General features: G+C 43.6%; 19 protein-coding genes. 14 read left to right on the plus strand and 5 right to left on the minus strand.

What is annotated here, in order from left to right; genetic code table 11:
• Window positions 1-53: 53 nt before the first annotated feature.
• Window positions 54-1,211 carry a homogentisate 1,2-dioxygenase gene (locus FPZ43_RS10595; protein ID WP_146381882.1) on the minus strand — a complete coding sequence of 386 codons (1,158 nt, stop codon included), beginning with the start codon at window positions 1,209-1,211 and terminating at the stop codon, window positions 54-56.
• Window positions 1,212-1,587: 376 nt separating this feature from the next.
• Here FPZ43_RS10595 and FPZ43_RS10600 point away from each other — a divergent pair, with 376 nt between their 5' ends.
• Complete coding sequence (locus tag FPZ43_RS10600; RefSeq protein ID WP_146381883.1) at window positions 1,588-1,869, plus strand: hypothetical protein; 282 nt, start codon at window positions 1,588-1,590, stop codon at window positions 1,867-1,869.
• A 53-nt stretch (window positions 1,870-1,922) separates the two neighbouring features.
• Here FPZ43_RS10600 and FPZ43_RS10605 read toward each other — a convergent pair whose 3' ends face one another.
• Window positions 1,923-2,885, minus strand: coding sequence for a lysylphosphatidylglycerol synthase transmembrane domain-containing protein (locus FPZ43_RS10605; protein ID WP_146381884.1), 963 nt, complete (start codon window positions 2,883-2,885; stop codon window positions 1,923-1,925).
• Between the two features lie 229 nt (window positions 2,886-3,114).
• On the opposite strand from FPZ43_RS10605, the gene FPZ43_RS10610 reads away from it, so the two are divergent.
• The 8 genes from FPZ43_RS10610 (at window position 3,115) to FPZ43_RS10645 (ending at window position 9,282) form a co-directional block, all read left to right on the plus strand.
• Window positions 3,115-3,984: a carbon-nitrogen hydrolase gene (locus tag FPZ43_RS10610; RefSeq protein WP_146381885.1), complete on the plus strand. Its 870-nt coding sequence runs from the start codon at window positions 3,115-3,117 to the stop codon at window positions 3,982-3,984.
• A gap of 52 nt (window positions 3,985-4,036) precedes the next feature.
• Window positions 4,037-4,390, plus strand: coding sequence for a four helix bundle protein (locus FPZ43_RS10615; protein WP_146381886.1), 354 nt, complete (start codon window positions 4,037-4,039; stop codon window positions 4,388-4,390).
• Window positions 4,391-4,399: 9 nt separating this feature from the next.
• Window positions 4,400-5,449, plus strand: a complete 1,050-nt coding sequence (locus tag FPZ43_RS10620) for an agmatine deiminase family protein (protein WP_146381887.1) — start codon at window positions 4,400-4,402, stop codon at window positions 5,447-5,449.
• Between the two features lie 287 nt (window positions 5,450-5,736).
• On the plus strand, window positions 5,737-6,552 hold the full coding sequence (locus FPZ43_RS10625) for a LiaF transmembrane domain-containing protein (protein ID WP_146381888.1): 816 nt from the start codon (window positions 5,737-5,739) through the stop codon (window positions 6,550-6,552).
• Between the two features lie 24 nt (window positions 6,553-6,576).
• Window positions 6,577-6,912 (plus strand): DUF4288 domain-containing protein, encoded by a 336-nt coding sequence (locus FPZ43_RS10630; protein ID WP_146381889.1) that lies wholly within the window; start codon window positions 6,577-6,579, stop codon window positions 6,910-6,912.
• Window positions 6,913-6,933: 21 nt separating this feature from the next.
• Window positions 6,934-7,968: a sensor histidine kinase gene (locus FPZ43_RS10635; protein WP_261381054.1), complete on the plus strand. Its 1,035-nt coding sequence runs from the start codon at window positions 6,934-6,936 to the stop codon at window positions 7,966-7,968.
• Complete coding sequence (locus FPZ43_RS10640) at window positions 7,965-8,714, plus strand: LytR/AlgR family response regulator transcription factor (protein WP_146381890.1); 750 nt, start codon at window positions 7,965-7,967, stop codon at window positions 8,712-8,714. The genes FPZ43_RS10635 and FPZ43_RS10640 overlap by 4 nt, the downstream gene beginning before the upstream one ends.
• A gap of 7 nt (window positions 8,715-8,721) precedes the next feature.
• Window positions 8,722-9,282, plus strand: a complete 561-nt coding sequence (locus FPZ43_RS10645) for a methyltransferase family protein (RefSeq protein ID WP_146381891.1) — start codon at window positions 8,722-8,724, stop codon at window positions 9,280-9,282.
• A gap of 176 nt (window positions 9,283-9,458) precedes the next feature.
• Here FPZ43_RS10645 and FPZ43_RS10650 read toward each other — a convergent pair whose 3' ends face one another.
• Both FPZ43_RS10650 and FPZ43_RS10655 read right to left on the minus strand, forming a co-directional pair.
• Complete coding sequence (locus tag FPZ43_RS10650; protein ID WP_146381892.1) at window positions 9,459-9,734, minus strand: hypothetical protein; 276 nt, start codon at window positions 9,732-9,734, stop codon at window positions 9,459-9,461.
• Window positions 9,735-10,730: a fumarylacetoacetate hydrolase family protein gene (locus FPZ43_RS10655; RefSeq protein WP_146381893.1), complete on the minus strand. Its 996-nt coding sequence runs from the start codon at window positions 10,728-10,730 to the stop codon at window positions 9,735-9,737.
• A gap of 179 nt (window positions 10,731-10,909) precedes the next feature.
• Here FPZ43_RS10655 and FPZ43_RS10660 point away from each other — a divergent pair, with 179 nt between their 5' ends.
• Both FPZ43_RS10660 and FPZ43_RS10665 read left to right on the plus strand, forming a co-directional pair.
• On the plus strand, window positions 10,910-12,688 hold the full coding sequence (locus tag FPZ43_RS10660) for an aromatic amino acid hydroxylase (protein WP_146381894.1): 1,779 nt from the start codon (window positions 10,910-10,912) through the stop codon (window positions 12,686-12,688).
• A 53-nt stretch (window positions 12,689-12,741) separates the two neighbouring features.
• The gene (locus FPZ43_RS10665; RefSeq protein ID WP_146381895.1) at window positions 12,742-13,446 is read left to right on the plus strand and encodes an SDR family NAD(P)-dependent oxidoreductase; all 705 of its coding nucleotides are present in this window, start codon (window positions 12,742-12,744) and stop codon (window positions 13,444-13,446) included.
• Window positions 13,447-13,561: 115 nt separating this feature from the next.
• Here the strand turns inward: FPZ43_RS10665 and FPZ43_RS10670 are convergent, their stop codons facing one another.
• A complete protein-coding gene (locus FPZ43_RS10670; RefSeq protein WP_146381896.1) occupies window positions 13,562-14,755 on the minus strand; it encodes a cation:proton antiporter domain-containing protein in 1,194 nt (397 codons plus the stop codon).
• A 180-nt stretch (window positions 14,756-14,935) separates the two neighbouring features.
• Between FPZ43_RS10670 and FPZ43_RS10675 the strand changes: the two genes are divergently transcribed.
• The 3 genes from FPZ43_RS10675 (at window position 14,936) to FPZ43_RS10685 (ending at window position 17,245) form a co-directional block, all read left to right on the plus strand.
• Window positions 14,936-16,009 (plus strand): NADH:flavin oxidoreductase/NADH oxidase, encoded by a 1,074-nt coding sequence (locus FPZ43_RS10675; RefSeq protein WP_146381897.1) that lies wholly within the window; start codon window positions 14,936-14,938, stop codon window positions 16,007-16,009.
• Window positions 16,010-16,150: 141 nt separating this feature from the next.
• A complete protein-coding gene (locus tag FPZ43_RS10680; RefSeq protein ID WP_146381898.1) occupies window positions 16,151-16,570 on the plus strand; it encodes an OsmC family protein in 420 nt (139 codons plus the stop codon).
• An 81-nt stretch (window positions 16,571-16,651) separates the two neighbouring features.
• On the plus strand, window positions 16,652-17,245 hold the full coding sequence (locus FPZ43_RS10685; protein WP_146381899.1) for a DUF4230 domain-containing protein: 594 nt from the start codon (window positions 16,652-16,654) through the stop codon (window positions 17,243-17,245).
• The last annotated feature ends 30 nt before the right edge of the window (window positions 17,246-17,275 follow it).

Raw genomic sequence — 17,275 nt, forward strand, 5'->3', positions numbered from 1 at the left:
AGTAATTGTTTTCTTTGTAAAATCTCCCTTTCCGGTAGGGTTTGGCGGGGCTTTTAAACAACCCAGCTTTTGTAATAGTTCTCATCTTCAATGGCAATGGCATCTTCGGTAAGCATCAGTGGGCGAAAAGGGTCTATCATCACAGCCAATTCATCGGTCGCCTCTTTACCTATCGATTTTTCGACCGAGCCCGGTGCCGGGCCGTGCGGTATGCCGCCAGGGTGCAATGTTATCTGTCCTCTAACCACGCTTTTGCGGCTCATAAAGTCGCCATCTATATAATACAGCACCTCATCACTATCTACATTGCTATGGTTATATGGTGCAGGTATGGATTGCGGATGGTAATCAAACTTGCGCGGCACAAATGAGCATATCACGAAGTTGTTCCCCTCAAAGGTTTGATGCACTGGTGGTGGTTGATGCACACGACCGGTTATGGGTTCAAAATCATGGATAGAAAAAGCCCAAGGGTAATGAAAGCCGTCCCATCCTACAAAATCAAATGGGTGAGTGCCATACGTATAAGGGTAAATAAGCCCCTGCTTTTTAATCAGGATTTTAAAGTCGCCATTCTCATCGTGCGTCTCCAAATCTGCAGGGCGCTTTATGTCTCGCTCACAATAGGGGGCATGCTCCATTAACTGGCCGTATTGGTTGCGGTAGCGTTTGGGTGTGCGTATAGGGCTAAAGCTTTCCACAATAAAAAGCCTGTTATCGTCATCATCAAACTCCATTTGGTAGATGGTGCCACGAGGTACCACAAGGTAATCGCCGTACGCAAACTTAATTTTACCGAAGCCCGTTTTTAAAGTGCCGCTACCCTTATGTATAAAAATAACTTCGTCGGCCTGGCTGTTCTTGTAGAAATAGTCCGTCATGCTTTGGCGGGGCGCTGCCAGTGAAATATGCAGATCGGCGTTCACCAAAACAGGCTTGCGGCTTTGCAGGTAATCGTCTGCCGGTGCTATATTAAACCCTATGAGGCTGGTGTGCTTCAGATGCTTTTCGCGGGCTATTTTGGGTTCGACAGAGTAGGGCTCACCCAAAGATTTTACAATAGTTGGCGGGTAGGCATGGTAAACCAGCGAGTACAGGCTCGAAAAGCCTTCGGTAGATACCAGTTCTTCGGCATACAAGCTGCCATCCGGCTTTCTAAACTGCGTATGTCGCTTATGCGGAATACGCCCCAGTGTGTGGTAAACAGGCATAATTGATTGACTTAATTTTGTAATACAGCGTATACGCAAACCCGGGCAATAGTGCAAAGGCAGCGTTTAAAACAGCTTAAACAAATTATACGATTAGTTGGCTAAGAAGAGAAGGCAGCTGAAATATGCGCGCCGCAAAAAAGAGAATTAGTATTGCGCCAAAACTATTTTGGCAAGCACAGCATCCCTGAACATGGCCGACCTGCTCATGGAGGTTAAGCCAAGGGAAAAGTAAAATTGTTTGCTAATGCTCATAATTGGTTTTACTAAGTTATGATTAACTTATATAAGTAGCAATATTAAAGGTTGCACATTATAACTTAATAATATAATTGAACGTAAAAATGTTTAATTTTGATATGGAAAAAATTGATTGATGATAAAAAAGCCAGCCATATTGTTGGGAGTTGGAATCTGGATAGTAGCCACGCTGCTATATTCGGAGTATAGCACTTTTACGGGTAGCCATACCTCAATTGGTTTCCCGTGGAGATTTTTTTCGCACAAACCGGCCAATGCACCTTTGTCAGCCGGCGAAGAGATCGAGTTTATTATTGAATATCTTTTGCTGGACGTAATTATTGCCTTGATAATTGTTATGCTGCTTAACTTTATACTGGCAAAAACAGCCAAAGCCATAAAGCACGCAGACTTATAAATCTCATTAAATTACCACAATTTTGTAATGAAAGCTTATTTGAAAAAGGGCGCTTAACCCTGCTTGCTTTCGGCTGTTAATTCGCCTTTGGGCAAACCTTCTTCCAAACGGCTTGGGCGTATAACATAGTAAATACCAAGCAACGCTACTATCAGCGAGATAATGTAAAACGTTCCGGGCAGGAAGGTTGCAAGGCTTTCGTCCATAGGGAATACCTTGGTAAGCTGCAAAAATACTGTTTCGCGTATGCCTGCACCACCAATACTGATTGGGATGATGGTTGCCAGTGCCGATATAAGGAATGACAAAAGATATGGGGAATATTTGCCGTCAAAATCCTGGCCTATCATGATAAAAACAATGGCCAGTAGTTGCAGGCTTTGCACAGCGACTGCCTTGGCGTGCGCCGCGAAAAAGTAACGTGTGTAATCTCTAAAAAATTTATAAGCTACGAAGTAATAGATGATTGAACCGGTAACGAAAATGCTAAGCGGGATACCGATATGAATATCTATCTGAGGTATTAAAAATATCAATGCAACTATAATTAAACCTATTGCCCAAAGGCCGCTCAGCCTGTCGAACATAATGGCCCAAAACACCTTTTTAGCCGGAAGCTTATAGTTTTTGTTGAGCAGATATATCTTGTAACCATCACCACCAATACCTCCCGGCAGCAGGAAATTATAAAATAATCCTAACAGATAAAGCCTGAAATTAAAGCGTGGATCAAGGTTAAGTTTTATCGATTTAAAAAAACTTAGTAACCGCCAGGACGAAATCACCATTGATACAAAAAAGCTAAGCAGTGCGGCCAGCATCCACCAGTAATTGGCGTTTATAAGGCGAAGCTTTACCTGCTCAAGCGGTACTTTTCTGAAAACGAAGTACAGCAGCACGCTGGTTACAGCAAATTTCAACACTACCTTGGTAATGTTCCAGGCAATGTCTTTCCAGGTTTTGGGCTTAACGGCCTTTTCGGTTTCTTCAACCTCGGTCTGTATCAAGTCTTTCATCCGGCTGCAAAGCTATGGCTTTTTTTATTTACCAGTGCCATAGCACTGATTGGATGATGTACATTTCACAGATTTTAACAATAGAGGCGTTGTCGTTGGTGCAAAAGTCATACAAATTGGTGAATTCGTGAGAATGTAATCGCTTTATAAAATCAGTGTAATCATCGTTACTAATCGATGTAATCCTAAAATCAAATGCGTATTTTTGCGGCAAATTTTAAAACAAGCTATGGGTAAAGTACAAGTAGGTATAGTGCAGATGACCTGCACTGCAAACAAACAGGAAAACCTCGACAAAGCAATTGTTAAGGTTAGGGAAGCTGCCGCAAAAGGTGCGCAGATTGTTTGTTTACAGGAGCTTTTTACGTCATTGTATTTTTGTGATGTAGAAGATTATGACAACTTTAAACTGGCCGAGTCTATTCCTGGTCCGTCAACTGATGCGCTGTCGGCTGTAGCTGCCGAGCTTGGTGTGGTTATCATTGCATCACTGTTTGAGAAACGTGCCCAGGGCGTTTACCATAACACGACAGCTGTTTTGGATGCTGATGGTGCTTATTTGGGTAAATACCGCAAGATGCATATCCCGGATGATCCGGGCTTTTACGAAAAATTTTACTTTACCCCGGGCGATTTAGGTTACAAGGTTTTCAAAACCAAATTTGCCACTATAGGGGTGCTTATATGCTGGGATCAATGGTATCCGGAAGCTGCCCGTATCACCTCATTAATGGGTGCCGAAATATTGTTTTATCCAACTGCTATTGGCTGGGCAACCACGCAGGACGAAGCTACCAATACCAAGCAATACAACGCATGGCAAACCATTCAGCGCAGCCATGCGGTTGCCAATGGTGTGCACGTAGTTAGCGTGAACCGTGTAGGCGAGGAAGCAGGCGTTAAATTCTGGGGTGGATCATTCTTTGCCGATCCGTTTGGCGAGATCATGCACCAAACAACTGTTGAGCAGGAAGAAGTGATTGTAAAAGAACTTGATCTTAACAAATCCGACTATTACCGCAGCCACTGGCCTTTCCTCCGCGACCGCCGTATAGATTCATACCAGCCGATAACGAAAAGACTTTTGGATAACGATTAGTATTTAGAGAGACCATAGTCGATAGCCCATAGTCAATAAGAAAAAGAGCCAAATGGCATTTAAGTTTGAGAATCTTCAAGTCTGGCAAAGAGCCTTGGATCTATCAGAGCAAGTGGATTTGCTTACAAAAAATAGTTTTCCTAAAGAGGAGTTATTTATATTAACCTCTCAAATAAAACGAGCTGCTGATTCAGTTGTGCTTAATATTGCTGAGGGTTGTACAGGTCAATCAAATGCTACTTTTAAACAATTTTTAGGTTATGCGCTGCGGTCCGCAGTGGAAGTTGTATCCTGTCTTTTCGTTGGCCAGCGACGAAGAATAATTAACGAGACCGACTTTAAAAGGCTTTATATAGATTATGAAGCATTGTGTAAAATGATTTCTGCCTTAAGGAATACGCTATAACATCAAATTATGGACTATAGACCATCGACTATAAACTTAAAATCCTTCCACTTCCCTGCCGAATGGGCACCGCAAACTGCTATGTGGCTTAGCTGGCCGCACAAGGAAGCTTCGTGGCCGGGTAAACTGGATTTGATATATCCCAAATACTGCGAGTTTATCAAGGTAGTAGCCCAGGGGCAGCTTGTGCGCGTTAACGTGGGCGATCCGCAAATGGAAGCTTTTGCTAAACAGCAATTGCAAATTGCAGGTGCAGATTTAAGTAAGATCGAGTTTTATCATTTTCCAACTAATGATGCCTGGTGCCGCGATCACGGGCCGGCTTTTTTGGTTAATTATGATACCAAAGAAAAAGTGATTGTAGACTGGGGGTACAATGCCTGGGGCGATAAATACCCTCCGTATGATCTGGATGATGTAATCCCTACCAAAATTGCCAACCATTTTAACCTGCCGGTGTATCATCCCGGTATTGTGATGGAAGGTGGCTCGGTAGATTTTAATGGCGCCGGTACAGTTTTAACCACTACGGCCTGTCTGCTTAACAAAAATCGCAATCCGCATTTAAACCAGGGCCAGATTGAGGAATATCTTCAAAAATTTTACGGCGTTGAGCAAGTACTCTGGCTTGGCGACGGTATTATTGGCGATGATACCGACGGCCATATTGATGATATTACCCGCTTTGTAAATGAAGATACCGTTATTACCGCCGTTGAAGAAAACAAAAGCGACGAAAATTACAATATATTACAGGAGAACCTGCAAACGCTGAAAACCATGCGTTTACTTAATGGCAAACAGCTTAACATAGTTGAACTGCCAATGCCTGATGCCGTTGTGTATGACGATCAGCGCCTGCCTGCTTCATACGCGAACTTTTACATTGCTAACCAATCTGTAATAGTGCCAACCTATCGTTCAAGGAATGATGATAAAGCATTAGATATTATCCAAAGCTGCTTTCCCGACCGCAAAGTTGTAGGTATCGATTCTACAGATATTATCTGGGGCCTGGGTAGTTTTCATTGCCTCAGTCAGCAGGAACCGGCGGTGTAGATAGAGCGCGAGCCTGGTGTTTTACTTTTAAAATTTCATGTCATTGCGAAGAGTGCAGCGATGTAGTAATCCCCGTAATTGGATCAACCAATAGCGACGGGATTGCCACATTTTTGCGTGCAATAAGACCGCCCTTAATCCACCACTAAGTGCCAATTAGCATTCCCCTAATTTTTTACCGACAATTCTCCCGCACTTACCGACATCTTTAATCATATTGCCAATATAAGGTTGGCTAATCACAATTGTTAATATAGATTTGATTAACAATAAAAATTACAAACGTCATGTCTAACAATATAAACACCCCTAATAAAACCCCGCAGAGCAAAGCTATTGCAGGGCTAATATTAGTAGCCATCGGAGGCTACTTCTTGTTACAGCAATTTGACTTTTTCTTCATTCCCGACTCTGTCGAGCTGTGGCCATTAATTTTGATCTTCATTGGTCTGTACGTTGGCGGGCGCAGCAATTATAAAAAAACATCGGGCCCTATTCTTATTGGCTTAGGTGCTATTTTTATGGTTACAGAAAACATTAACAATTCCGAGGGCTTTGTATGGCCGGTAGCCTTAATGTTCTTAGGTTTCTGGATCTTATCAAAACGTAACAATGCCCAAAGCAGGGCGCAAAACAACGCTTACTGGGATAACAAATACCAGGCAACGCCTTATGATCCAAACAATCCGCAAGATTTTGTTAACCCGGATGCAGCAACACCGGATGCCGAACAGGGCCCAGCTGCAACCGTGCCACCAAGCGACGATGATTGGTTGAACGCTACGGCAATATTTGGCGGCTATAACAAAACTATCTTTTCAAAAAACTTCAGAGGGGGCGACATTACCGCAATATTTGGCGGTACCGAGATTGATTTTACCCAGGCAAATATAAACGGCCGTGTGGTGATTGAGCTTACCCAGGTATTTGGCGGTACCAAGATAATAGTGCCGGCCAACTGGCAGGTAGTGGCAGATATGGCTGCCGTTTTCGCCGGGGTGGATGATAAGCGTATTAAAACTGCGCAAAATATAAACAGCGACAAGGTGCTGGTACTAAAAGGCACCTCGTTATTTGCAGGCGTTGATATCCGCAGCTATTAATATTCATTAAATAAACTACTGATTATGAACTGGTACGTAGCAAAATTGGTGTTCAGGGTAATAAGCGGAAACGGTGAGCATAATGCCCAATTTGATGAACAACTGCGGTTGATTAAAGCTGATGACGAGCGCGAGGCCTTTGAAAAGGCAAGCAATATTGGCCATGCCAACCAGGATAGCTTTTTAAATGTGCAAAAGCAAACGGTTAAATGGCAGTTTATTGATGTAGCCGAGCTTAATGCCATTAGCGGCCTTAACGATGGTGCCGAACTGTACTACAACATACATGAAGCCCCCGATCCGGATTTGTATATTGCATGGGCACATCATAAAGGTGCTTTGCTTGGCGTAAAAAACTAATTATCATAAAAAACCAAAACCTTGGCTTCACCAAATACTACGCCATCAAAGCTATTAGCTGCCTTTGCCATTTGCGGATTGGCATGGGCTGCTATGCAGGGCTATATTATTCACAGTTTCGGGTTCACCTGGCTTACCGCCATTACCGATAGTGTGCTTAATGTTGCCCTGTTGGCAATTGCCTGCTGGCTTATCAATAATAACCTGCGCTACTATCAGCCCGATAAGGAAAGTTACTTTTACTTATTTATTTGGTGTGCTGCTTTAGCAGCTGCCTGCGTGGCAGGGTGCCGCTACATTTTGCCTTTATTTAATATGGGCGATGTGTACAACAATTTCTTACAGCAATCATTGGTTTTACGGGCTTTCACTGTATTCCTGGCAATAGGGTGGATGGCTATGATAAGCGCCCTTTGGTACACCCAGCTTGATCATAAACGCACAGAAGAACGTAAAACGGAGGCCGAAAAGCTTGCCCGCGATGCCGAGCTTTACAATTTGCGCCAACAATTGCAGCCGCACTTTTTGTTCAATAGCTTAAACTCTATCAACGCACTTATTGGCTTTAAACCTGATATGGCCAGGCAGATGATACACCAGCTATCGGATTTTTTGCGTGGCACGTTAAAAAAGGACGAGCAGCTATTGGTGTCTCTAACAGATGAGTTGGCCCATTTAAACCTATATCTTGAAATTGAAAAGGTACGTTTTGGCCACCGCCTGCAAACCGAAATAAGCTGCGATAAAGCCTGCGGCGAAGCTATGCTGCCGTCGTTACTGTTGCAACCTCTTGTTGAGAATGCTATTAAATTTGGCTTGTACGACACAACTGATGCCGTTACCATAAGCGTACGTGCCGAAATGGAGGAACAGTACCTCATCATCATGATCCAAAACCCCTATGACCCCAAAACGTCGAGGCCGCGCAAAGGTACCGGTTTTGGCCTTAGCGGGGTGCAGCGCAGGCTTTATTTGATATTTGCGCGCAACGATCTGATGGAAACTCACGCAAATGATAATATATTTACAACCATTATAAAAGTACCGCAGCTATGAAACGCGCTTTGATTATTGATGACGAGCCTTTGGCACGTATGGTTGTATTGGAATATTTGCAAGATTTTAAAGATAAGATTGAAGTGCTGCAGGAGTGTGGTGACGGCTTTGAGGGCCTTAAGGCCATACAGCAGCACCAACCCGACTTGATTTTTTTGGACGTACAAATGCCCAAAATAAACGGCTTTGAAATGTTGGAACTGGTGGATAATCCGCCAGCGGTGATATTTGCTACCGCTTTTGATGAATACGCCATTAAAGCGTTTGAGGCTCACGCTGTTGATTATTTGCTTAAGCCATTCAGTAAAGAGCGATTTTCAAAAGCTATTAAGAAATACATTGCGCAGGCTCCAACGGCTGCAACAGTAGCAAAGGGTACAGAAACCTTGCTGGAGGCCGCTGCGCAATCACCGGCGCAAAACGAACGTATTGTGGTTAAAACCGGTACCAAGGTTAAAATTATATCGGTACTGGATGTAGAGTATCTGCAGGCCGATGATGACTACGTAAGCGTGGTTACCGCCGAAGGTGCGTTCCTGAAAAATAAAACAATGGCGTTTTTCGAGAAAATACTCGATCCGAAATATTTTGTGCGTGTGCATCGTTCATATATCATAGCCATACAACAAATTACCCGCTTAGACCCATACGAGAAAGACAGCCACTTGGCCATCTTAAAATCAGGTGCCAAAATACCAGTAAGTAAAACGGGGTACGTGAAATTGAAACAAGTGTTGGGGATTTAAGAGTATCATGAACAACGTTTTTATCGGAACCTACTTCATTTGGTTACTGTCCGAGATTGTGCTTAACCGGATGCTGCACTCAAAAAGTACGGATAAGCAGGGTGCCGACAAAAATTCACTATTAATTATTTGGATAATTGTAGTTGCAGCGGTTGCCGCAGCGCTTTTTATCTCTATGAGTATTTACATCCCAATAGCACAATTTAAAGCTATAAGATATATTGGGCTGGGCGTAATTCTGTTAGGCATCATACTCAGGTTTGTTGCCGTAATTACATTAGGCAAATATTTTACGGTTGATGTCACCATAAGGGAGGGGCACCAGTTGGTAAAAAGAGGTTTCTATAAATACTTCCGTCATCCTTCTTACACAGCGTCGCTGCTTACTTTTATTGGCTTTGGTATATCGCTAAATAACATCATCAGCCTGGCTGTAGTTGTGGTGGCTGTTATTGCTGCTTTTAAAATGCGCATCAACATCGAAGAAAAAACCCTGACTGATCAGTTTGGCGAGAAGTATACACAGTATAAGAAAGAAGCCTGGGGATTGATTCCTTTTATACATTAGCTTTGATTGAAGAGATTGATGTCATTCTGAGCGATAGCGAACAATCTAATTGCAACCGTACTTAAGAATGCAGTGTTTATCATAGATCCTTCGCTTTCGCTCAAGATGACAGACTTTATTGTATTCTAGAGTTAAAGGTAGATAATATCATATCGCCATTTCGGCGGACGAAGATTTTACTCTGCTAACAATACCATCCAGGCTTCGTCGGTACGGCCAGTTGCCAACAACTGTTTTGCTTTTAAATGTAGTTGCAAATCGCGTGTTTGCGTGTCGCCAATGGTGGCATCAAATAAATCCTTTATCTCTTCGCGTTGTGTATAGGCTGCTATCTCTTCATCGGATGGGAGTGCGGCTACACTGCCCAGTTGCTCCAAATCAGTTGCCGATAATACTTTTGAGTTGCGTACAGCATGTGGAATTGCATCCAAGCCAATAACAGGAGTAGCCATTTATTTCTTAAGATTAAGTATTGAAAAATCGCTGTCGCTTTTTTTGATAATATTACCAAGCACACCAAGGCCTGTCACTTCCATTTCTACAAGGTCATTCGGTTGCAGCCACTGTGTTTTATAGTTTGTATCGTTTAACAAGCCGGTGCCGTTAAGCTCAAGAAAGCAGCCGGTACCAACAGTGCCGGAGCCAATTACGTCGCCCGGTAAAACATCGCATCCGTAGGCGGCACGTTCAGTGATCTCGGCAAACGTCCAATCCATGTCGGCCATGTTACCGCGGCTCACTTCCTTACCATTTACGTGGCAAAGCATTTCAAGGTTGTATGTGTTGCCGGTGTGGCCATCCTTAGTGTTTGTTAAGTGCGGTTCCAGCTCATCGGGCGTTACCAGCCAGGGGCCAATAACAGTGCTAAAATCTTTACCTTTTGCAGGGCCAAGGTTCAGCAGCATTTCCTCCATCTGCAGGGTGCGGGCACTCATATCGTTCATGATCATGAAGCCGGCAATGTAGCTGTCGGCTTCAGCTGCTTTTATATTACGGCCTTTTTTATTGAGTACCACAGCTACTTCAAGTTCAAAGTCCAGCTTGTCGAAATGGTCGGGCATGCACTCAATCTCTCCGGGGCCTTGTATGGCGTTATGGTTGGTGAAGTAAAACACAGGGTACTGGTCAAATTCGGGAATCATATCCACTCCACGATTACGTCGAGCCGTTTCCACATGTTGCCTAAAGGCGTAAGCATCCCTGCATGATGTTGGGTGCGGTACCGGTGCCATCAGCTCAAAAAACAATTCCTGCCTTGCTTCTAATTCACCGCTCTTTATTGCCCTATCAACCTTTTTAGCGTGTTCCATCAACTCGTCGCCACCCCATAAAAATGCAATCATATTATCAGGGATGAGCTTATCGCACGAGTGTAGGTTGTAAATGTGGCCATCTATAAAAATGCCCAGGTGCTCGCGGTCTTCCGTTTTGTATGATACTAACTTCATGGATGTGGCATTAATTGGTTATGTCAAAATTAAGCATTTTAATTACCAACAACCAATCCGTCAACCGTTGGTTAAACTGACTTTATCCGCGTCGATCCTGTTACTTGTAAATCCCCGTATTTGCATGTGTCAAACCATTATTACTAATTTGCCGTTCCGTTATAAACCAATAAAACCAAATGAGTGCTTTCAATGATTTTAATAACCCGCAGGTTGCGGCGTTGCCCCGTCATTTAAAACAATTTATTGTAAACCAGCACTACGAGCACTACACCCCCATAGATCATGCTGTGTGGCGCTACGTTATGCGGCAAAATTACAGCTACCTAAAGGATGTAGCTTACTACCCATACATACCAGGCCTGCAAAAGGCCGGACTAACCATTGAAAAAATACCCGACCTGCAGGATATGAATACTGCACTGGCTAAAATTGGCTGGGGTGCAGTGACGGTTGACGGCTTTATACCACCTGCAGCCTTCATGGAATACCAGGCTCACCGGGTATTGGTTATTGCAGCAGATATACGCCAATTAAATCATATAGAATACACGCCAGCCCCCGATATTATCCACGAGTCGGCAGGGCATGCACCCATCATTGCAGATAAAGATTACCATGAGTACCTGAGTTATTTTGGATCGATAGGGGCGAAGGCGATGTTCAGCGCGCAAGATTTTGAGCTATACGAGGCCATTCGCCGGTTATCTATCCTCAAAGAAATGCCCGATGCAAACGCTGCCGACATTGAACAAGCCGAAGCCCAAGTGGCCAATCAGCAGGAAAATATGGGCGAGCCATCTGAAATGGCGCTACTGAGCCGCCTGCACTGGTGGACGGTTGAGTACGGCTTAATAGGAACGCTTGATGATCCTAAAATATACGGCGCCGGGTTGCTGTCGTCAATTGGTGAGAGTGCCAGCTGCATGACAGCGAATGTTAAAAAGCTCCCTTACACCATAGATGCCTTAAATTACAGCTATGATATTACCAAAACTCAACCCCAGCTTTTTGTAACTCCAACCTTCCAAAATCTCATAGATGTATTAGAGCAATTTGCCAATAATATGGCTTTTAGGCGGGGTGGTGCCTATGGGATGCAAAAGGCAATTGAAAGTAAAAACACCTGCACTGCTGTTTACAGCTCGGGCCTGCAGGTGTCAGGTACGTTTACTGATATGGTAACCGACGAAAAAGGATTGCCGGTTTATATAAAAACCACAGGACCATCAGCTTTAGCAATTGGTAATAAGCAACTGGCCTGGCATGGCAAAAGCTATCATAAAGATGGTTTCAGCTCGCCGGTGGGGCGTTTAAAGGGAAAGGCTAAGCCGTTGGAAGAATTTACTGTTGACGAACTTAATGCCATAGGCATAAAACAAGGGCAGCAGGTAACATTGGATTTTGAAGGTGCCACACGGGTTATTGGTAAAGTCGAGATGATTCGCGGCGAAGCCGGCAAGATACAGCTGATCACATTTACCGATTGTACGGTTACTAACGGCATGGGAGAAACCCTTTTTAACCCGGCCTGGGGCACTTATGATATGGCGGTAGGGGAGCGCATAGTTTCTGTTTTTGGCGGCGCGGCTGATAAGGATGCTTTTTTGGAGGTAATCTATCGCTCAAACACGGCCACCCATCATCCACAGCATGACTACCGCACACTCGAGCTGCACAAGCTTTACCAGCAGGTGCGTAACAGGCGCAACAAAGGTGGCGACCTCGGTTTTTTAGGCAATGTATGGATGATGTTGCAACGTTACCATCACGACGATTGGCTATGCGCTTTGGAGATTCTTGAACTACTGGAACACGAAGATGCCGAAGTAAATCTTGCCGCGGAAATAAGGCAGTTCCTGGAACATAAAGCAGCTAACCAACCCGAATACAAAAAGCTGATAACAGATGGCTTGTACTTGATTAAGCATCCGGTTGAAGAGAAATTGGTGGTGTAATAAAATTATTAGCTTTGCCTGCTAGGATACTCCGTAAAGGAAAAATTTGAACTATGAATATTATTATTACAGGCGCCAGCAGCGGCGTTGGTTTTGAGGCCGTTTTAGAATTGATACTTTCGGGCAAGCATAAGGTAATTGCTTTAGCCCGTTCCCAAGATAAATTAACAAAGTTACTTGAAATTGCAAAAGGACTTAATCCTGAATGCGAGCTGTATGCCATTGCGTTTGATATTGTGCATGATGATTACCAAGGCTTGCAGCAATTTATAAGGGCAAATTTTGATGGTAAGATAGATGCCCTCGTAAACAATGCCGGTGTTTTAATTAATAAGCCGTTTATGGACCTTGATGAGGCCGATTTTGTGGAAATGCTGCAAAGCAACTACATAGGCCATGTGCGCATCATTCAAAGCCTGACCGGCTTTATGGGCGAAGGCTCACATATCTTAAACATAGGCAGTATGGGCGGCGTTCAGGGGAGCGCAAAGTTTGCCGGGCTGTCGGCTTATTCGGCCAGCAAAGCTGCTCTACATGTGCTTACCGAATGCCTGGCTCAGGAGTTTGCCGAAAAGGGTATTAAAGTTAATTGCCTTGCCTTGGGTTCGGCACAAACAGAAATGCTTGAGAAAGCCTTCCCTGGCTATGAGTCGCCGGTTATGGCATTTGAAATGGGTAAATATATTGCCGATTTTGCACTTACCGGGCATCGCTTCTTTAATGGTAAAATTTTACCGGTTGCGGTAACTACGCCTTAGTTTCTTAAATAGAATAGTGTTCCGTCCCTTTCAAGGGACGGCAATGAAGCATTTGAAAAGGAACGACGATAAATTGATTGTAAATTTCATTGCCGTTAGCTTTAGCTAACGGTTACTATACATTCTCAAATTCTTGTCTGGACGATCGCTTGGTGCTGAATAACCCGAGACTCATGATAATACTTGTACCTAATATTACAACAAATAATAAGCCTGTACCCAGCATGTGGATCTTGATATCTGCAGGCACGCTGTAGTAAAGCAATACACTGATAAGGCCTCGTGGCACAATTACCAGTTCGGGCATCATAACTCCCTTTAAAACACCCTTCAGGTACACAAAGCGCACAAAGTAAATAATAAGCAATACCAGACCGCCATTAACCAATACGGCAATTTCCTGCAGTTGGTAAACATTCATAGTATAGCCAAATACAATAAAAAAGAAGGTGCGCATAATAAAGGCACTCTCGGCCGATAGCTGGAACAGTTGTTTAATATCCTTGCTTAGAGATGGATAGATAAATATCTTTTTGAACCAGTTGCCCGGGATCTGTTCGGCATTATTGAGGAAGAGCCCCAAGGCCAGCACAATAATCAGCGACGACAAATGGAACGACTGGCCAATGCTGTAAACCAATATCAGTATGGATATAATAAGGAATGACTTTATATGATGGGTAAGCCGCCCAATAAGGTAGAGGAGAAGCAAGCAAGAGCCAATGGCTACAAGTAATATCAGCGCAAGCTCGGCACCAAGCTTAGCAAACGATGATATGTTAATTTGCTTGTTGCTAAGCATAAAATTGAACAGCACAACCGTAAGTATATCCGAAAAGGATGACTCATAAATAATAAATTCTTTCTTTTCCTTACTCAGGCTTGATGCTGAGGGTATGGCAATTGCCGAGCTTACCACGCAAAAAGGTATAGCGTTTATAAAACAGCGGTATACGCTTTCGCCGCTTATATAACAAAATGCGGCTGTAATAAGTGCAGCCGTTACAAGCAGTATGGTAAGTGCCGATAGGAACGACTTTTTTATGACCGTGTTTTTGTCACTGCTATATTTAAGCTCGAGGGCACCTTCAAAAACAATCAGGATAAGGCCAAGCGTGCCCAGCGCAGGCAAAATAGTCTGAAAGTTGATGTTACGCCAGCCAAAATAATCGCTGGTAAGGCGAATGCCGATGCCCAAAAAAAGCAGTAATATCACCGACGGTATTTTGGTTTTACCGGCAATCAAATCAAACAGGTAAGAAAATATCACCAGTCCGCTTAATATTATTAACGATGCGTATGTAGTCAAACTATCTGCTTAAGTAAATAGCAAAGTTAAAACTATTTTTAACGAAGCCATTGTAACAACAGTAGCTTGTAAGCCCGCCGATATTCATTTATAAGTAATTTAAACCTTGTTGCGGTTATTTTACCAAACCGTGTATTTACAATTGCTGTTAGTATTGATATTTGTTAAAAGAACATTATTATGTCTCAACTATTTTCACCTATAACCATAAAAAGTTTAACGTTTAAAAATCGGATAGTAGTTTCGCCTATGTGCCAGTACTCTGCTGCCGACGGGTTTGCCAACAACTGGCACCTGGTGCATTTGGGTAGCCTTGCTGTAGGCGGCGCGGCGCTTTTAATTACCGAAGCGGCCGCGGTATCAGAAGATGGCCGTATATCATTTGCAGATATCGGTATTTGGAAAGACGAACATATTGCCAAGTTAAAAGAGATCACCACCTTTATTGAGGAGCAAGGCGCCATAGCCGGTATACAGCTGGCACACGCAGGCCGTAAAGCCAGCCACACCGAACCTTGGAACGGCAGCAAACAAATATTGCCGGCAGACAAGCACGGCTGGGAAACGGTGTCTGCCAGCGCTGTGCCTTTCAGCCCGGATGAATTGCCGCCGCACGAGTTAGATAAGGCCGGAATCACACGTATTATAAACGACTTCAAGGCCGCGGCCCTACGTGCTGTTGCAGCGGGCTTTAAAGTGGCCGAGGTGCATGGTGCGCATGGTTACCTGGTATCGCAATTTTTATCGCCGCTAAGTAACCGCCGAACTGATGAATATGGGGGATCTTTTGAGAACCGCATCAGGTTTTTAATTGAAGTGGTTGATGCCGTTAAAGAGGTTTGGCCGCAGGAGTATCCGCTGTTTGTGCGCATATCTGCCACAGAATGGACCGAGGGCGGCTGGACAATAGAAGATTCTGTTGCGCTTGCCAAAGTTTTAAAAGACGATGGCGTGGATCTGGTTGACTGCTCATCGGGTGGTAATGTTCCCGGCGTACGCATTCCGCTTAAACCAGGCTACCAGGTGGATTTTGCAGAGACGGTAAAAAAGGAAGCAGGGGTGTTAACAGGTGCGGTTGGCTTGATAACCACACCACAGCAGGCCAATGAAATTATTGAGTCGGGCCAGGCAGATATGGTATTATTTGCCCGCGAAATGCTGCGCGACCCACATTTCCCGTTGCGTGCCGCTCATGAGGTAGGCCATGAAATTAAATGGCCCGTACAGTATGAACGTGCAAAATGGCGCGACTAAGTGATGAAAATCTATCGTAAGATATAAGTCTTCCCATGCAGTAAACGCAATCGGAATAAATTAATTTATTCCTTAACACGTATTATTTTATTACAACACAACATATTATTACTTTCGTTATAAACTCAAAACAATAAACTTATGAAACGTACAGCAAATGCACATTGGAATGGTACTTTACAAGACGGTAAAGGCGAAATAACTACCCAAAGCACTATTCTTAACAACACACAATATTCATTTAAAACCCGCTTTGCCGATGGCATTGGCACCAATCCGGAAGAGCTTATTGCTGCTGCACATGCAGGCTGCTTTACCATGGCCGTTGGAGCGGCTTTAACACAGGCCGGTTTTACCCCTGGTGATTTAACTACCGATGCTATCCTTGATTTGGATATGCAGGCGTTAGAGATTAAAGGTATTCACCTGGAGCTTAAAGCATCAGCTATTGATGGTGTTGATGAGGCTAAATTTAAAGAAGTGGCCGAAGGTGCAAAAGCAGGCTGCATTGTATCTAAAGCACTTAGCGTGCCTATTACCTTAAATGTTACTTATGCATAATAATATCGCTAAATAATTGTTTAACAAAGCGATGGCCCAAAACCATCGCTTTGTTGTTTTTAGCTACCTGATTAAATAAATATGGGCAATCGCTTCCTTAATCGTATATCTGCCACACTTGTGGTTACCTTGGTAATTGCAGGTTTTTTGGTGTTCCTGTTCTTTTATATCAAGCATGAATTTACCACAACCCGCACTGAGGTCAATGATGATGTGATGATATCGCGCATTGTATCAATGGGTAAGCTTGAGCTGGTAAAATACTCCATGAAGGATGTGGTAGAGAAGAAAGAATTGCACATGATCATTCCCGACTCGCGCGTTTTGTTTGTTGCCGTTGGCGAGGTTACAGCCTGTATCGACCTAACAAAGGTGCGCAAGGACGACATTGTGCAGCAGGGCAAAGACAGCGTTGTGGTTACCCTGCCCAAACCCGAGATATGTTACGTAAAACTTGATCATGGTAAGTCAAAAGTGTATGACGTATCGGGCGTTTGGTTTGCCGATAAGTCCAAGCAAATGGTGGAAGACGTTTATAAAATTGCCGAACAGAAAATGCTTGCAGGCGCAAAAGAGCAGGATATTTTAGGCAAGGCGCAGCAAAATGCGGCACTTATATTTAAGCCATTTTTAGAAAACGTATCAGGAAAAAAAGTAACCCTGCAGTATAAGTAAAGGGTTTTTGTTATTGTTTAATTATAGCGA

It is taken from the genome of Mucilaginibacter pallidiroseus (assembly GCF_007846085.1).
Classification (GTDB): domain Bacteria; phylum Bacteroidota; class Bacteroidia; order Sphingobacteriales; family Sphingobacteriaceae; genus Mucilaginibacter; species Mucilaginibacter pallidiroseus.

Coding starts and splice junctions, on each gene's coding strand:
- FPZ43_RS10595 (WP_146381882.1), bottom strand. CDS start 1,211: ATGCCTGTTTACCACACACTGGGGCGTATTCCGCATAAGCGACATACG.
- FPZ43_RS10600 (WP_146381883.1), top strand. CDS start 1,588: ATGATAAAAAAGCCAGCCATATTGTTGGGAGTTGGAATCTGGATAGTA.
- FPZ43_RS10605 (WP_146381884.1), bottom strand. CDS start 2,885: ATGAAAGACTTGATACAGACCGAGGTTGAAGAAACCGAAAAGGCCGTT.
- FPZ43_RS10610 (WP_146381885.1), top strand. CDS start 3,115: ATGGGTAAAGTACAAGTAGGTATAGTGCAGATGACCTGCACTGCAAAC.
- FPZ43_RS10615 (WP_146381886.1), top strand. CDS start 4,037: ATGGCATTTAAGTTTGAGAATCTTCAAGTCTGGCAAAGAGCCTTGGAT.
- FPZ43_RS10620 (WP_146381887.1), top strand. CDS start 4,400: ATGGACTATAGACCATCGACTATAAACTTAAAATCCTTCCACTTCCCT.
- FPZ43_RS10625 (WP_146381888.1), top strand. CDS start 5,737: ATGTCTAACAATATAAACACCCCTAATAAAACCCCGCAGAGCAAAGCT.
- FPZ43_RS10630 (WP_146381889.1), top strand. CDS start 6,577: ATGAACTGGTACGTAGCAAAATTGGTGTTCAGGGTAATAAGCGGAAAC.
- FPZ43_RS10640 (WP_146381890.1), top strand. CDS start 7,965: ATGAAACGCGCTTTGATTATTGATGACGAGCCTTTGGCACGTATGGTT.
- FPZ43_RS10645 (WP_146381891.1), top strand. CDS start 8,722: ATGAACAACGTTTTTATCGGAACCTACTTCATTTGGTTACTGTCCGAG.
- FPZ43_RS10650 (WP_146381892.1), bottom strand. CDS start 9,734: ATGGCTACTCCTGTTATTGGCTTGGATGCAATTCCACATGCTGTACGC.
- FPZ43_RS10655 (WP_146381893.1), bottom strand. CDS start 10,730: ATGAAGTTAGTATCATACAAAACGGAAGACCGCGAGCACCTGGGCATT.
- FPZ43_RS10660 (WP_146381894.1), top strand. CDS start 10,910: ATGAGTGCTTTCAATGATTTTAATAACCCGCAGGTTGCGGCGTTGCCC.
- FPZ43_RS10665 (WP_146381895.1), top strand. CDS start 12,742: ATGAATATTATTATTACAGGCGCCAGCAGCGGCGTTGGTTTTGAGGCC.
- FPZ43_RS10675 (WP_146381897.1), top strand. CDS start 14,936: ATGTCTCAACTATTTTCACCTATAACCATAAAAAGTTTAACGTTTAAA.
- FPZ43_RS10680 (WP_146381898.1), top strand. CDS start 16,151: ATGAAACGTACAGCAAATGCACATTGGAATGGTACTTTACAAGACGGT.
- FPZ43_RS10685 (WP_146381899.1), top strand. CDS start 16,652: ATGGGCAATCGCTTCCTTAATCGTATATCTGCCACACTTGTGGTTACC.